A 14,017-nucleotide genomic window follows, 5' to 3' on the forward strand; every position below is an offset into this window, starting at 1 on the left:
TCGGGCAGCATGAGCGAGACAACAGAGGCGATCCTGTCGATCGAACGGCTGACGCTGGCGCTGCCCGCCGGCGGGGATCGCGCCTCTGCCGTCGAGGATGTTTCGCTTGCTCTGCATCCGCGACAAATTCTCTGCGTCGTCGGTGAATCCGGCTCCGGTAAATCGGTCTGCGCCTCTGCTGTCATGGGCCTGCTGCCCAGGGCCATTCGCCCGGTTGCAGGGGCCATACACTTTGAGGGGCGCGATCTGCTGAACCTCCCCGCAGCAGAATGGCGGACGTTGCGCGGGCGACGCATCGCGATGATCTTCCAGGAACCGATGACAGCGCTCAATCCCGTGATCAGGATCGGCGACCAGATCATGGAAGCGTTCGAGGCACACGGACAATTCACGCCGACTGAGCGGCAAACCCACTTGCGCGCCCTCCTCGAAGAGGTCGGCATGCGCGACCTCGAGCGGATCATCCACAGCTACCCGCATCAGTTGTCGGGTGGCCAGCGTCAGCGTGCCATGATCGCAATGGCCCTTGCGCTCGAACCATCGATCCTGGTCGCGGACGAACCAACCACGGCACTCGACGTCACGACACAGGCACAGATCCTTCGATTGATCCGGGACATTCAGCAGCGGCGCGGCATGGCGGTGCTGTTCATCACCCACGATTTCGGCGTCGTCGCCGACATCGCGGACCGCGTCGCGGTCATGGAGAAGGGTCGCGTCGTCGAACAGGGGTCCGTGGAGGACGTGCTCGAACGCCCGCAGCATCCCTATACGCGCCGGCTGCTCGCCGCGGTGCCCGGCGGGACCCCGCCGGTCCGGGTCCGGGTCGAGGACGAACCGATCGCCTGCGCCGCGACTGGACTTGCGAAGATCTATCGTGGCAGCGACTGGTTCAGCTCGCAGACCGAGGTCGCAGCCGTAAAGAATGTGACCTTCGAAATCCGGCGTGGCGAGACGCTCGGCCTCGTCGGAGAGTCCGGCTCGGGCAAGAGCACGATCGGTCGGCTGGTGATGCGTCTCACCGACGCCGATGCGGGCGTGGTCCGTATCGGCGAGCTGGATTTCTCGGAGGCTCGCGGTGCCGGCCTGCGGGCCGCCCGCAAGCACGTCCAAATGGTGTTCCAGGATCCCTTCGCCTCGCTCAATCCGCGTCGCCGCGTCGGGCGAATTATCGCCGACGGGCCGATCGCGCACGGCGTCCCGCCGGCGCAGGCCTTCGCGCGTGCCGAGGAACTGCTGGCGCTCGTGGGTCTCGACCCGAGCGCCGCGCGACGCTTTCCGCATGAATTCTCCGGAGGTCAACGCCAGCGGATCGGAATTGCGCGTGCGCTGGCGCTCGACCCGGAGGTGCTGGTGGCCGACGAACCGGTGTCGGCTCTCGACGTCTCTGTCCAGGCGCAGGTGCTTACCTTGCTCGAGACATTGAAGGTACGGCTGCGGCTGGCGGTGCTGTTCATCACCCACGATCTCAACGTCGCGGCCCAGGTCTGCGATAGGATCGCAGTAATGCGCCTCGGAGAAATCGTCGAGATCAGGCCGACGGTAGATCTGCTGGAACGGCCGGAGCATCCCTACACGCAGGCACTGCTGGCCGCGATCCCGGGCAGGCAACGCAGAACGCCCACGTCGGTCTGAACCACCACATTTTCATTGAAGGAGGTCTCTGACATGCAGAAGCTCACGGAACTTCCACTGCTGCGCATGGGCCTTGTCGGCAGCGGCTTCATCGCCGCGTTCCATCTGCAGTCCATGCTCGGCGTGCGCAACGTCAGCGTCGGCGGCGTCTACAGCCGTTCCGCCGAACGGCGGACGCGCATTGCCGACAAGGCGCGCAATCTTGGCCTTGGGCCGGCGCATGTGTTTGACAGCATCGAGGCGATGGCAATGTCCGGCGAGGTCGACGCGCTTTGGCTGTTGACGCCGAACGACAGCCGACTCGACATCATGCGCGAGATCCACCGCGTGACCAAGGCCGGGGCTCCCCTGCGCGCCATTGCTTGCGAAAAGCCGCTCGCCCGCACGCTTGCCGAAGCACGGGAAATGCGCAGGCTCGTCGAAGATGCAGGCCTGCTTCACGGTTATCTGGAGAACCAGCTTTTCTCGACCGCGGTGATGCGCGGCAAGGACATCATCTGGCGGCGGGCCGTACCCGGAAGTGGACGCCCCTATCTCGCGCGTGCCGCCGAGGAGCATTCGGGACCGCACGAGCCGTGGTTCTGGCAAGGCGACAAGCAAGGAGGGGGCGTGCTCTCCGACATGATGTGCCATTCAGTCGAGGTCGCACGCTTCATGCTGACCGCGCCAGGCGCAAAGCGTGACTCCCTACGGCTGCTCAGCGCCAGCGCCACGACGGCCAATCTCAAATGGACGCGCCCCCACTACGCTGCCGACCTCAAGAGGCGAATGGGGGTCGATTTCACCAAACGTCCGGTCGAAGATTTCGCGCGCGGGATACTTACGATGGAAGATACCGACGGGCATCAATTGATGATCGAGGCGACGACCTCATGGGCGTATGTCGGCGCGGGCTTGCGCATCCAGCTTGAATTGCTTGGTCCCGAATATTCGATGGAGTTCTCCTCGCTCTCGACTGGCCTCAAGGTCTTCCTCTCCCGCGCGATCAGCGGATCAGAGGGCGAGGATCTCGTCGAGAAGCAGAATTCCGAGCAAGGTCTGATGCCGGTAGTCGAGGACGAAGCCGGCATCTACGGCTACACCGACGAGAACCGCCATATGGTGGAGGCATTCAGGCGAGGCATGAGTCCGACAGAAACCTTCGATGACGGGGTCGGCGTCATGGAAATGCTTATGGGGCTCTATCGCTCCGCGGAGCTTGGCCGGACGATCCATTTCCCGGATCCCGAACTCGAACACTATGTTCCTCTCGTGGCTCGCTGACGGCATGAAGCCTTGTCCTCCAGGCCGAGGAGTCGAGATCACCGACGAGAAGCTCGGCTTCAACATCGTGTCTTCCCGAGGATGGCGCGCTGCTATTTCGCCAAGCGGAACTTCCCACCCTCGACCTTGATCAAAAAGGCTGAGCGTTCATCATAGCCGTTGTGGTCGGTCTTGCTCATGTTCGACAGCCCGTTGTTGAGATAGACGTTCTCCCCGCGCTCGAGTTCGTCCCGCAGAGCTGCACGAAACTCGGGCGTGCCCGGCTTCGTCGTCTTCAGCGCGTTCGGAGCAGCTTTCCCGATCAGCGCGACGACATCCCAGAGGTGAGCCGCGAACATATTGGGCTTCTGACCGTTCACCGCCTCATAGGCGGTCACGAACTGCTCCGTCGCGTGACGGAACGGGTCTCCCGCCGGAAGATCGGCCGCAATGGTAAAGGCCTCGCCGGCGAAAATAGCGCCTTCGACGGTCGCGCCTCCAAGCTTGATGAACTCCTCGCTGGCCACGCCATGCGTCTGAAAGATATTTCCGGTGTATCCGCGCTCACGGAGCGCCTGTTGCGGCAGGACCGCCGGGGTACCTGCAGAAGCAATGAAGACGGCGTCAGGATTCGTCGACATCACCTTCAACGCCTGGCCGGTGACGCTGGTGTCCGCACGCGCGTAGACTTCATGCGTCGTCACCGTCAGGTCCAAGGTTGGCGCAAGGCGGCTCACCTCCTTATAGTAACCTTCGCCATACCCATCCGAAACACCGATAAAGCCAAGCGTCTTCGCGCCGGATTTCGCGATGTATTTGAGAATGGCGCTCGCCATCAGGTCATCGTTGGGGACGACCTTGAAGGCCCAGGCGCGTTTGTCGTCCAGCGGCTGAACGATGGCGGTGGCGGCCGCCAGCGATAGCAGCGGCGTCTTCGACTCCAGCGCGACGTCGAGCATCGGCATGGTCACCGGCGTCAGAGAAGACCCGACCAGCACATCGACCTTGTCCTGGATCACGAGCCGGCGCGCGTTCTGGATCCCTTTGGTGGAGTCAGACTCGTCGTCCAGGATGATGTAGGTCACCTTCTCTCCGCCGATCTCTTTTGGCAGAGCTGCGACAGTCTTGAGCTGGGGTTGCCCCAACGCAGATCCCGGGCCGGTGGCCGAAATCACAATTCCGACTTTAATTTCCGCATGCGCCGCGTATCCATAAAGTACGCAGGCCAAAACAAGACAAACTCGCGTGAAACCGATCGTCATGCAGCTCCTCCTTGTCCGCCCCGGTACTTCGGCCGGTTGCATCGGCCCCCGCGGGCAGCATCGAGGACCCGGAGGAGATCGTCCGATGTTCAAGCCCTATCCCGGGGTTACGAGCAACCAGGCGAGCGACCCTAAGCGGATCGCAGGGCCGTGTCTGTCCCTATGCCTAGGGACAAGGACCAGCGTCTCAAGCCAGGCGCCGGCCCAAGCCGCAGGAGTACGGTTCGTTGCGTATGTTTTGCTTCGGACTATTGGCCTAACAGCTTCCTGATACCTGTCAAACCGGCACGCAGGAACGGATCTGAGTGGATGTAGAAATATTTGACGCCGCGCTCAAGCGGCTCGGCGCGATGCGAGCGCGGCGCGCCTCGATCAGGCAGAATGGGCACGCGACCTTACCATAGTCCATGGCGGCGGCCGCCGGATGCGGTCAAGCTATCGGCCCGATCGTGCGATCAGGCTACTCAGCCGAGGCGATCATCGATGTAGCGCCTGAGCGCGGACGCGGCATTCAGCATGTGCGCACGCATTCGGCGCGCGGCGGTCTCTCCGTCACCTTCCGCGATCGCCTGCATGATGGCGTCATGCTCGTCGCGGGACTTGCGAATGCGATCGCCCTGCCGCAATTGGGTGCGGCGGAAGGCGCTGAGCCGCGAACGCACGTCCTGCGCCTGCTCGGCGAGAAATGAGTTGTGCGTTGCGCGGTAGATGCATTCGTGGAATTCGCGGTTGAACGCATCATAGGCATCGACATCGTTGGCCTCGACCATCTTGAGCGAAGCGTCATGGAGCTCGATCAGATGGCTGCGCTCGAGCGGCGTCATGCGGTAGGTCGCGAGCCTGACGCACATCGCTTCCACCTCGGCGCTGGTCTCGAACATGTCCATGATGCGCTCCGGCGTCATCCGCGCAACGACGAGGCCGCGGCGGCCGCGCACCTCGACGAGGCCGCTGACAACGAGCTGGCGAAGCGCCTCCCGCACCGGCGTGCGGGAAGCTCCAAAACGATCGGCAAGCTGCTGCTCTTCCAGGGCCGAACCGGCGACGAGCGCACCTGAGGCAATCTCGTCCGTGAGCGCGTTCCGGATGCGATCGGAGAGCAGTCCGCCATCGTCCTCCGCGTCGACTGCGACCTTCAATACTTCTGCCATTCAGCCTCCCGTGATCGCGCGCACCGCGAAGTAAAGGATCGAGGGCGCGACCAGGCATCCGAGCCCGGTGTGGAATGTCGCCGTCAGCGCGCCATAGGGCACCAGACGCCGGTCCGTCGCCGCCAACCCTCCAGACACGCCGCTGACCGTTCCCATCAAGCCGCCAAACACCATCGCACTACGCGGATTGTTCAGGCCGATCATCTTCGCCACAAAGGGCGTGCCGATCATGACGATCACCGCCTTGAATACACCGGTCGCGATCGAGAGCGCAATAACCGGTGAGGATGCGCCGATCGCCGCGCCCGTGACCGGGCCCACGATGTAGGTGACCGCACCGGCGCCGATCGTCGTCAACGATTCCGCGTCAGTGTAGCCAAACGCCGCGGCGACGAACACGCCGAGAATGAACGGCACCACCGTTCCCAGTCCGAGTGCGACCGCACCGATCACCCCGGCCTTGCGTGCATGGACGACATCGACCTCGAAGGCGGTGGCGACGATGGCGAAATCGCGCAGCATCGCTCCGCCCATCAGGCCGATCCCGGCCAGGGCCGGCAGGTCGGCCACGCCCTTCTCGCCGCCGCTGGAGATGCCTCCCCAAAAGGCCAGCGCAAGGCCCAGCATGATCGCAATCGCCGAGGCGTGAATGCGCCCGAAGGTGAGATATTTCGAGATCGCTCCGGAGATCCACATCAGGATTCCGACGGCCGCGAACGCAGTGATCAGCGCATTGGCGGCGAGAATGTGAGACATCATGGTCATCCGATCCTCCCGGACTTGAAGTGGGGCACAGGTGCAGCAAGTGCCTCGGCCTCTCGCGCCTCGATCTCGTCCATGGTCTCGACACGACCGCTGAACCGCCCGATCAGGGCCACCATCGCGAAACACACCGCGACCGCGCCGATCCCCGCAATGACGACGATCGGACCGCCCTTTGCCGCGGCGACCACGTTCTGCTGCGCGGCCATGGCGACCACGATCGGAATGTAGAAGCTGCCCCAGAACTCGACGCCGGTCTTGAGCCCGTGGCTGAGTATGCCGTGCCGCATCAGCCAGAGCCGGGCCGCGATCAAGAACATCATGGCGATGCCGACGCCACCGACATTGGCCTTCACACCGAGGGCGACGCCGAGCAGGTCCCCCAACAGGCCCCCTAAGAGGGTGCAGATCGCGAGCAGCGCTACGCCGGAAATGGTCACGGGCGCCTCCCCTCGGCGAGCAGGGCACGATCCCCAGGACTTGGACTATCTGCATGCATTCGCATCGTAAATTCCCTCCTGTGTATGCGAATATCCATCGCTTATGAGTTTGTGCATACACTAATTGACATTCGAGAGCAATACGCATACATTAAGGCAATCGAAAGCCAACCCCGCATGCCAAGGAGCCGAAATGAGCGATTGGGGTATGCAAAAGGCCGCCCTGGCGGAGCGCCTGGCGGCCGGCGGCCAGCACGCGAAGGGCAAGATGGTGCCCATTGCGAACCTGCCTGCATTCCTGAGGGCGGTGATCCGGTCAGGGGACCGGGTGTGCCTGGAGGGCGATAATCAGAAGCAGGCCGACATCCTCGCCTCGGCGCTCGCGAACCTCGACCCCCAGGATGTCCATGACCTGCACATGGTGCAGTCGGGGGTGGTCCTGCCCGCCCATCTCGACATCTTCGACAAGGGAATCGCGCGACGGCTCGACTTCTCCTATTCGGGCCCGCAAGCGGCCCGCATCGCGCGCATGCTGTTCGGCCGCAAGATCGAGCTCGGGGCCGTGCACACATACCTCGAGCTGTTCGCCCGGTATTTCATCGATCTCACGCCGAACGTCGCACTCATCGCGGCGGTGAGCGCCGACAAGGACGGCAATCTCTATACGGGGCCGAACACCGAAGACACGCCGACGGTGGTCGAGGCGACGAGCTACAAGAACGGACTCGTCGTGGCGCAGGTCACCGAAATCGTCGACAAGGTGCCGCGCGTCGATATTCCCGGCGACCTCGTGCATTTCGTGGTCGAGGCCGGCCGCCCCTTCTATGTCGAGCCGCTCTTCACCCGCGACCCGGCCGCGATCACCGAGACCCAGATCCTGACCGCAATGCTCGCGATCAAGGGCATCTACGCACCCTACGGCGTGCGCCGGCTCAACCATGGCATCGGCTTCAACACCGCCGCGATCGAGCTGCTGCTGCCGACTTATGGCGAGAGGCTCGGCCTCAAGGGCAAGATCTGCACCCATTTCGCGCTCAATCCGCATCCCACGATCATTCCGGCGATCGAATCCGGCTGGGTCGACCAGATCCACTGTTTCGGCTCGGAAGTCGGCATGGAGGATTACGTCGCGGCGCGTTCCGACGTCTTCTTCACCGGGCCCGACGGCTCGCTGCGATCGAACCGCGCCTTCTGCCAGACAGCGGGCCTCTATGCCTGCGACATGTTCATCGGATCGACGCTCCAGATCGACCTCGAGGGCCACAGCTCGACGGTGACGACCAGCCGCATCGCCGGCTTCGGCGGCGCGCCCAACATGGGCTCCGATCCGCGCGGCCGGCGCCACCCGAGCGAACCCTGGCTCAAGGCCGGCGCCGAAGCCGATCCCGACTCCAACGCGGCGCTGCGCCGCGGCCGCAAGCTGGTGGTGCAGATCGGCGAGACCTTCGGCGAGCGCAATGCGCCGCTGTTCGTCGAGCGGCTCGATGCGCTCGATCTGGCACGCGAGCTCAACCTCGATCTCGCGCCGGTCATGGTCTACTCGGACGACGTCACCCACATCGTCACCGAGGAAGGCATTGCCAACCTGCTGATGTGTCGGAGCAAGGACGAGCGCGAGCAGGCGATCCGCGGCGTTGCCGGCTACACCGATATCGGCCGCGCGCGAGATGCGAAGCTGGTCGAACAGCTCAGGCAGCGCGGCGTGATCCGGCGCCCCGAGGATCTCGGCATCGATCCGCTCGACGCCGACCGGCGCCTGCTGGCGGCCCGCTCGATCAAGGACCTCATGCTGGCCTCCGGCGGTCTCTACCGCCCGCCCAGCCGCTTCCGCAATTGGTGAGGAGTTTTGCATGGAAAAGCTCAGCTTCAGACTGACTGCCCCGAGATGCGCCAGCGGCACCCGCACCCAGGCGATCGTCGGCGTCGTCGCCTCCGGCAATCTCGAAGTCCTGCTGGAACGCGTCTCGCCGGCAGATGTCTGCACCATCGACATCGCAACGGCTGCTCATGGCTTCGGCATGGTCTGGGACGCCGTGGTCCGCGACTTCGTCGCCCGCCGCTCTGCCGGGGGCTTGCGCATCTCCATCAATGACGGCGGCGCCAGGCCCGACACAGTGGCGCTGCGCCTCGCACAAGGCGTCCGCAAGATCGAGGAGCCGGAACGATGACAGCGGCCACAGCCAACAATGTCTCGCTGAGCTGGTACGAGGCCAGCGCCCGCCAGCGCATCGACGCGCTCGTCGACGCCGGCAGCTTTGCCGAACTCATTGGCCCCGAGCTGCGCGAGATGAGCCCGCATCTGGCGATCTTCGACCTGCCGGAGCAGTTCGACGACGGCATCGTCGTCGGCCGCGGCCGCCTGGACGGCGCGCCCGTGCTCGTCGCGGCGCAGGAGGGACGCTTCATGGGCGGTGCCTTCGGCGAGGTCCATGGCGCCAAGCTCACGGGCCTCTTGCGCGCCGCGCGTGCGCTTCATCAGGACGTGGTGATCCTGTTCGATACCGGCGGCGTGCGGCTGCAGGAAGCCAATGCGGGCGAGCTCGCCATCGCCGAGATCATGCGCGCGGTGATCGAGGCGCGACGCGCCGGCATCCACGTCGTCGGGCTGATCGGCGGCCGTGCCGGCTGTTATGGCGGCGGCAGCCTGATCGCCGGCAGCTGTTCGCACCTGATCATCTCGGAACAAGGCAGGCTCAGTGTCAGCGGCCCCGAGGTGATCGAAACCAACAAGGGCATCGAGGAGTTCGACTCGCGCGATCGCGCGCTGGTGTGGCGCACGATGGGTGGCAAGCACCGCTACCTGATCGGCGGCGCTGATGCGTACGTCGACGACGAGGCGCAGGCGTTTCGTCAGGCGGCGGTCGACGCGCTCAAAGCCAACAGGCGATGCGACGTGGTGGTGCTCGAAGCCGAGCAGACGCGCCTCGAGCGGCGATTGCAGCGTTTCGGCGAGGCCGAGGACGCCATCGAGATCTGGCAGACGCTTAGCATCGATCAGCCGACCCAGATCCCCGCACTTCCGACCGGCGCATTTCTTCGCGCGGCAGACAACAGGGAGAACGCCGATGACGCTCGATGAAATCCTGGCCAGTCTCTTTCCGAACGGCAGCAAGATCGCAACCACGGGCGCGATAATCGCGGGACAGGCGATCCTTCCCGATGGAGGTCGCGTCCACGTGCTGGGCATCACGCAGGGTCAGCCGCTCGGCGTCGACGAGGCGATCGTGCTAGCAGGGCGCGTGATCGAGATCGTCAAATCGGGTGATCGCGCGCCGATCCTGGTCCTGGTGGATTCCGCCAGCCAGCGCATGAGCAAGCGCGACGAGTTGCTCGGCCTCAGCGAGTATCTGTCGCATCTCGCCAAGACCCTGCTGCTGGCCGAAGCCGAAGGACACCGCACCGTCGGCCTGCTCTATGGCGGCAGCGCGGCCGGTGCGTTCATCGCCACCGCGCTCGCCACGGCTACGCTGGTGGCGCTGCCCGGAGCGCATCCCGCCGTGATGGATCTGCCGTCGATGGCGCGGGTCACCAAGCTGCCGATCGATGTGCTGAAGGCCAAGGCGGAAGCGACGCCGGTGTTCGCGCCTGGCCTCGACAACATGGTGCAGACCGGCGGCATTCACGCCGTCTGGGATGAAAATGCGCCTTTGGCGCCGCAGCTTGCGGCCGTGCTGCAACGGCCGCAGGGAGAGGACGATCGCGCGCGGTTCGGCGCCGAGCGTGGCGGCCGGCGGAAGGCGGCCGAGATCGCCGATCGGGTTGTCACGCTCGCGGCAGCCGCGCATCAGGGGGCGCCACATGGCTGAAACCCTCCAGCGCCATACGATGGTGACGGCCTCGGCCACCGGATGGGCGGCCGCGATGAGCCGAAATCCCGCGCTTGCCAGCGAGCCGATCATCGAGGGCTGGGCGCGCGCCGGCCGCCCGCTCGTGGTTCGCAGGCCGGCCTGCAACGATCTCGCAGGCATGATTCCGCTTGGCCTGCCGCTGCCGCCGAGCCACGGCAAGCGGCGTATCGCCGTCGCGCTCGCCCCCGGCGAACTCATCACGCATGCTCCGCCGCCATTGCTGGCGGATGCGGCAACATCGGCGCCCGCGTCGTGGCGCCAGACCATCGACCTGCTCGTCCGCCTTCTGCCGGAGACGCGCACATTCGGCAGTCTGGCCTGGCAGCATCTCACCGGCCTGCCCTATCTGTCCGATGGATCGGACCTAGACCTGCTCTGGCCGCTGTCGTCGGCGGAGCACGCGAACACCCTGCCGTCCGACATCGCGCGGATCGCAGAGACGGCACCGATGCGGCTCGACGGCGAGATCGTCTATCACGCCGGCGGCGTGCAATGGCGCGAGCTGACCGCCCTTGACGAGGACGAAGTCCTCGTCAAGGGCGCGGCCGGCGTTCATGTCACCACGCGTGCGGCGTTTCTCGCGGGTGGCGCGTCATGAATGTCGCGCTGAGATGGCAAGCGCCGCCGCAACGCGCGCTCCGCGCGGAGCAGCTCGGTCATCTCGCATCGCTGTGCCTAAAGCTCGAAGTCGAGACCTATCCGAAGCCGGGGCTCGTCAGCCACGTCGACAACGGTGCGCATCGCGATATGGACGCCAGGCTCCTGTGCCGAAGTGCCGACACGCTGGCTCCGTTCTTTTGCGACCTCGCAGCCGCGGGCGCCGAGGGCGCCGGCATGGACCGGTTGCGCGCGATCGGGGTTGCGGCGGAGCGCGCGATGTTGGCGGCGACCTCAGGTGTGAACACGCATCGCGGCGCGATCTTCGGACTGGGTCTGCTCTGCGCCGCGGCCGGGTATCGCGGCGCTCTCGGCATTCGCAAGCCGCTCGGCGAATTGGTGTCGCAACGTTGGGGCGACGCCATCTACGCAGGCCCGATATCCCTGCGTAGCCACGGCGCCGTGGCGTCACGTCGCTACGGCGCCGGCGGCGCCAGGGCGGAAGCGGCTTGTGGCTTCCCCTCCGTCTATGACATCGCCCTTCCCGCGCTGCATGCGGCGCGGACGCTCGCGCCTCGGGATGAGGAGGCGGTCCGGGTTCAGACCTGCATGGCGCTGATCGCAGATGTTGCCGACACCAATCTGTTGCACAGGGGCGGAGTTGACGGATTGCGCTTCGCGCAGGCTAGCGCATCCGCATTCCTTGCCGCAGGCGGAATCGGTTGCCCAGGCTGGCGCAAGTACGCCGACGGCATTCACCAGGCGTTCGTCGCGCGCAATCTCAGTCCGGGCGGATCGGCAGATCTGCTCGCCATGGCTCTGTTTGTGGACGCTCTCTTCGTCGATCGGCTGGCCCCCTGATGCTTGCACTGCTCTGCGGCGGACAAGGCACCCTGTCGGACAATATCTTCGATCTCGTCGCCGATCGGCCTGCTGCGGAATCGGTCTTCGCCGCTGCGACCGCTTGTCTCGGCGAAGATCCGCGGAAGTTCATAAGGACGCGCCGCGCGGACGAGCTGTCCGCCAACCATGCCAGCCAGATCCTAACCGTCACATCGGCGCTCGCGATCCACGCCTGTATCGCGGACTTGCTGACTGAGGGCACCGCTGTCACGGGCTACAGCGTCGGCGAGATGGCGGCCTGGAGCGTTGCGGGAATATGGACCGCCGCCGAAGCGTTGCGACTGACCGATATCCGCGCCCGATTGATGGACGGCGTGGCGGGGCCGGATGGGCGGCTCGGCTATGTCCGCGGGCTCGAACGAGCCACGCTCGAACACCTGCTCGAGACGCACCGCTGCGAGATCGCAATCAGGAATCCCGGCCTTCTTGTCGTGGTTGGAGGCGCGGAGTGCGATGTCATCGCCCTCTGTCAGGAGGCGACGACACAGGGCGCCGCCCGCGCCGGTCTTCTCGCCGTTAAAATCGCCTCGCATACGACGCGTCTCGAACCGGCCTGCACGCCCTTGCAGCAAGCGCTTGCGACCAGCAGACGCGCTCCTGTCGCAGACCAACGAACCCTCCTCGCAGGGGATGGCGGCGAGCGCATCTTCTCCGTGACCGATGCGACAGCAAAGCTCGCATGCCAGATCGCGCGCCCGATCGACTGGGCGGCGACGCTGGAGGCTCTCGTAGAGCTCGGGGTCGATCAAGTCCTGGACCTCGGTCCAGGACACGCGCTTGCCGAGATGACGCAAGGCTTCCATCCATCGATCCGCTGCTACGCCGCCGACGGATTTCGCACGATCGATGGTCTGCGAAACTGGGTTGTTTCCGAATAGGCAGGGCGCCCGGCGGCTCGCGATTGAGCGAACGCATGAAATTTCTCGAGAGAACTCGCCCTCGACAAGAGAAGCCTCCAGATACTCACCGCGATCGGTGCTGAAAGCTGTGGTGTTGAGCGACGCCAGGCATTGCCCCATAAGCCCTGTTGGGCCCAAACCAGGGAGCCGCGCCGCCAGGGAGCTCGAGGCCCATTCTGCCTGCTGGCGTCAACTCGCCGCTGGCAAGCGAATAATAGCTGGGGCAGCAGCGCGGCCCACCGAATGGTTAGACTCGCGCTCAAGACGGAGACAAGCCCCAAAGCCATCAGCAGCATGCCAAGCCAGGTCCAAACCCGTCCGTCATCGCCCGCCTCTGCGGCGGAAAAGGCGAGCGGCGCCGCCGAGGCGGCAACCACGTCACTGGCGGCTGGCGCCGCCGCAAGGAGTGCCTCCACGTCGACCTGGCGCGGCGTGAACTCGTCGGCCGTGAGCCGGTCGCGTTTGGAAAGGGGGGCCGGCGACGCGCGGGTTGCGATCCCGGTGGCGAGGACGGGATTGGCATCAACCACCTGCGCGGGCACGGACGGGCTCGGCCGGGACGTATCCGCAGGTGCGGAGCGCGGCAGCTCCGCGCGCGCATCCACCACCGTCTTCCGCTTGCGCGCCGCGGTCTGGTTCTCTTCGGCCGCGGCGACACGATGTTTGGTGGCGCGTTGCTGAACCAGCTTCTTCGCCCTCTCAGTTCCTTCGGCGATCTGGAACCAGCATCTGCGCTGGCCTTCCACCCGATAGACCCAGTGCTGGCCATCGGCGGTCGACTTGCCGGGCCGCGTCAAGCACTCTGCTTCCGCGGAAGCGGGCGCAGGGGCTGTGGCGGGACCGGCATTGAAGAGTTCGGAAAGAGGCGTCGAAAACGCGGATGATGTCGAGAGACCTGCAATAAGCGTAAAAGCGGCGCAATAAACTCGCAAATGACCGGACATGGAAAACCCCGGTGTTGCGCCCCTGCCCGGACGGGAGCGTTGGCCGTGACCTAGGTCGCAATGCGACTTAAATCCGGCAACGCCGTGGATTCATTTTGGCCGCAGGCGATCTGGCCGTCAGCTCGATTGTCCATTTTCGCCATCCCCTCAAGGTCGCACTTTCAAGCATCGGCCCACGCAAAGTTGCAAAGGCTGTTTACCCGAACGGATGTAGCCGATGTTACGGGTGCCAGACGAAGCGCTATATCCGAACTGACGACTGGGCATTCGACCTTCCCGGGATGACAGTCTGTCCGGAGTGCAGAACCCGTCCGATCGCGCGGAGCGATTGCGA

At 65.1% G+C, this 14,017-nt stretch carries 14 protein-coding genes; 9 read left to right on the plus strand and 5 right to left on the minus strand.

The genetic code is table 11. The features are described 5' to 3' along the window. Nucleotides 1-9 precede the first annotated feature (9 nt). Both IVB46_RS37600 and IVB46_RS37605 read left to right on the plus strand, forming a co-directional pair. A complete protein-coding gene (locus IVB46_RS37600; RefSeq protein ID WP_247303648.1) occupies nucleotides 10-1,635 on the plus strand; it encodes an ABC transporter ATP-binding protein in 1,626 nt (541 codons plus the stop codon). Nucleotides 1,636-1,668: 33 nt separating this feature from the next. Continuing rightward, the gene (locus tag IVB46_RS37605) at nucleotides 1,669-2,898 is read left to right on the plus strand and encodes a Gfo/Idh/MocA family oxidoreductase (protein ID WP_247344843.1); all 1,230 of its coding nucleotides are present in this window, start codon (nucleotides 1,669-1,671) and stop codon (nucleotides 2,896-2,898) included. A 92-nt stretch (nucleotides 2,899-2,990) separates the two neighbouring features. On the opposite strand, the gene IVB46_RS37610 is transcribed toward IVB46_RS37605, so the two are convergent. The 4 genes from IVB46_RS37610 to madL form a co-directional block, all read right to left on the minus strand. Beyond that, the gene (locus IVB46_RS37610; protein WP_247303653.1) at nucleotides 2,991-4,139 is read right to left on the minus strand and encodes an ABC transporter substrate-binding protein; all 1,149 of its coding nucleotides are present in this window, start codon (nucleotides 4,137-4,139) and stop codon (nucleotides 2,991-2,993) included. A gap of 464 nt (nucleotides 4,140-4,603) precedes the next feature. Continuing rightward, entirely contained in the window at nucleotides 4,604-5,290 is a 687-nt protein-coding gene (locus IVB46_RS37615) for a GntR family transcriptional regulator (protein ID WP_085402438.1), read from the minus strand. Then, complete coding sequence (madM, locus tag IVB46_RS37620) at nucleotides 5,291-6,055, minus strand: malonate transporter subunit MadM (RefSeq protein WP_247303663.1); 765 nt, start codon at nucleotides 6,053-6,055, stop codon at nucleotides 5,291-5,293. Continuing rightward, entirely contained in the window at nucleotides 6,052-6,492 is a 441-nt protein-coding gene (gene madL, locus IVB46_RS37625) for a malonate transporter subunit MadL (RefSeq protein WP_247303665.1), read from the minus strand. The genes madM and madL overlap by 4 nt, the downstream gene beginning before the upstream one ends. A 193-nt stretch (nucleotides 6,493-6,685) precedes the next feature. Between madL and mdcA the strand changes: the two genes are divergently transcribed. From mdcA to IVB46_RS37660, 7 genes are read left to right on the plus strand one after another with little or no spacing between them, the layout of a single operon-like run. Beyond that, nucleotides 6,686-8,332 carry a malonate decarboxylase subunit alpha gene (gene mdcA, locus IVB46_RS37630; protein WP_247303667.1) on the plus strand — a complete coding sequence of 549 codons (1,647 nt, stop codon included), beginning with the start codon at nucleotides 6,686-6,688 and terminating at the stop codon, nucleotides 8,330-8,332. 10 nt (nucleotides 8,333-8,342) lie between these two features. After that, nucleotides 8,343-8,660 (plus strand): malonate decarboxylase acyl carrier protein, encoded by a 318-nt coding sequence (mdcC, locus tag IVB46_RS37635; protein ID WP_247303669.1) that lies wholly within the window; start codon nucleotides 8,343-8,345, stop codon nucleotides 8,658-8,660. Continuing rightward, on the plus strand, nucleotides 8,657-9,571 hold the full coding sequence (locus tag IVB46_RS37640) for a biotin-independent malonate decarboxylase subunit beta (RefSeq protein ID WP_247303671.1): 915 nt from the start codon (nucleotides 8,657-8,659) through the stop codon (nucleotides 9,569-9,571). Before mdcC ends, IVB46_RS37640 begins: the two co-directional genes overlap by 4 nt. Continuing rightward, nucleotides 9,558-10,298 (plus strand): biotin-independent malonate decarboxylase subunit gamma, encoded by a 741-nt coding sequence (gene mdcE, locus IVB46_RS37645; RefSeq protein WP_247303673.1) that lies wholly within the window; start codon nucleotides 9,558-9,560, stop codon nucleotides 10,296-10,298. Before IVB46_RS37640 ends, mdcE begins: the two co-directional genes overlap by 14 nt. Beyond that, the gene (gene mdcG / locus IVB46_RS37650; RefSeq protein ID WP_247303684.1) at nucleotides 10,291-10,938 is read left to right on the plus strand and encodes a malonate decarboxylase holo-[acyl-carrier-protein] synthase; all 648 of its coding nucleotides are present in this window, start codon (nucleotides 10,291-10,293) and stop codon (nucleotides 10,936-10,938) included. The genes mdcE and mdcG overlap by 8 nt, the downstream gene beginning before the upstream one ends. Beyond that, nucleotides 10,935-11,798, plus strand: a complete 864-nt coding sequence (mdcB, locus tag IVB46_RS37655; protein ID WP_247303686.1) for a triphosphoribosyl-dephospho-CoA synthase MdcB — start codon at nucleotides 10,935-10,937, stop codon at nucleotides 11,796-11,798. Before mdcG ends, mdcB begins: the two co-directional genes overlap by 4 nt. Continuing rightward, entirely contained in the window at nucleotides 11,798-12,718 is a 921-nt protein-coding gene (locus IVB46_RS37660; protein WP_084795019.1) for an acyltransferase domain-containing protein, read from the plus strand. Before mdcB ends, IVB46_RS37660 begins: the two co-directional genes overlap by 1 nt. Here IVB46_RS37660 and IVB46_RS37665 read toward each other — a convergent pair. After that, nucleotides 12,658-13,683: a hypothetical protein gene (locus tag IVB46_RS37665; RefSeq protein ID WP_247303688.1), complete on the minus strand. Its 1,026-nt coding sequence runs from the start codon at nucleotides 13,681-13,683 to the stop codon at nucleotides 12,658-12,660. The genes IVB46_RS37660 and IVB46_RS37665 overlap by 61 nt on opposite strands. Nucleotides 13,684-14,017: the final 334 nt, after the last annotated feature.

This window comes from Bradyrhizobium sp. 61 (assembly GCF_023073075.1).
Classification (GTDB): Bacteria; Pseudomonadota; Alphaproteobacteria; order Rhizobiales; family Xanthobacteraceae; genus Bradyrhizobium; species Bradyrhizobium barranii.

Coding starts and splice junctions, on each gene's coding strand:
- IVB46_RS37600 (WP_247303648.1), top strand. CDS start 10: ATGAGCGAGACAACAGAGGCGATCCTGTCGATCGAACGGCTGACGCTG.
- IVB46_RS37605 (WP_247344843.1), top strand. CDS start 1,669: ATGCAGAAGCTCACGGAACTTCCACTGCTGCGCATGGGCCTTGTCGGC.
- IVB46_RS37610 (WP_247303653.1), bottom strand. CDS start 4,139: ATGACGATCGGTTTCACGCGAGTTTGTCTTGTTTTGGCCTGCGTACTT.
- IVB46_RS37615 (WP_085402438.1), bottom strand. CDS start 5,290: ATGGCAGAAGTATTGAAGGTCGCAGTCGACGCGGAGGACGATGGCGGA.
- madM (WP_247303663.1), bottom strand. CDS start 6,055: ATGACCATGATGTCTCACATTCTCGCCGCCAATGCGCTGATCACTGCG.
- mdcA (WP_247303667.1), top strand. CDS start 6,686: ATGAGCGATTGGGGTATGCAAAAGGCCGCCCTGGCGGAGCGCCTGGCG.
- mdcC (WP_247303669.1), top strand. CDS start 8,343: ATGGAAAAGCTCAGCTTCAGACTGACTGCCCCGAGATGCGCCAGCGGC.
- IVB46_RS37640 (WP_247303671.1), top strand. CDS start 8,657: ATGACAGCGGCCACAGCCAACAATGTCTCGCTGAGCTGGTACGAGGCC.
- mdcE (WP_247303673.1), top strand. CDS start 9,558: ATGACGCTCGATGAAATCCTGGCCAGTCTCTTTCCGAACGGCAGCAAG.
- mdcG (WP_247303684.1), top strand. CDS start 10,291: ATGGCTGAAACCCTCCAGCGCCATACGATGGTGACGGCCTCGGCCACC.
- mdcB (WP_247303686.1), top strand. CDS start 10,935: ATGAATGTCGCGCTGAGATGGCAAGCGCCGCCGCAACGCGCGCTCCGC.
- IVB46_RS37660 (WP_084795019.1), top strand. CDS start 11,798: ATGCTTGCACTGCTCTGCGGCGGACAAGGCACCCTGTCGGACAATATC.
- IVB46_RS37665 (WP_247303688.1), bottom strand. CDS start 13,683: ATGTCCGGTCATTTGCGAGTTTATTGCGCCGCTTTTACGCTTATTGCA.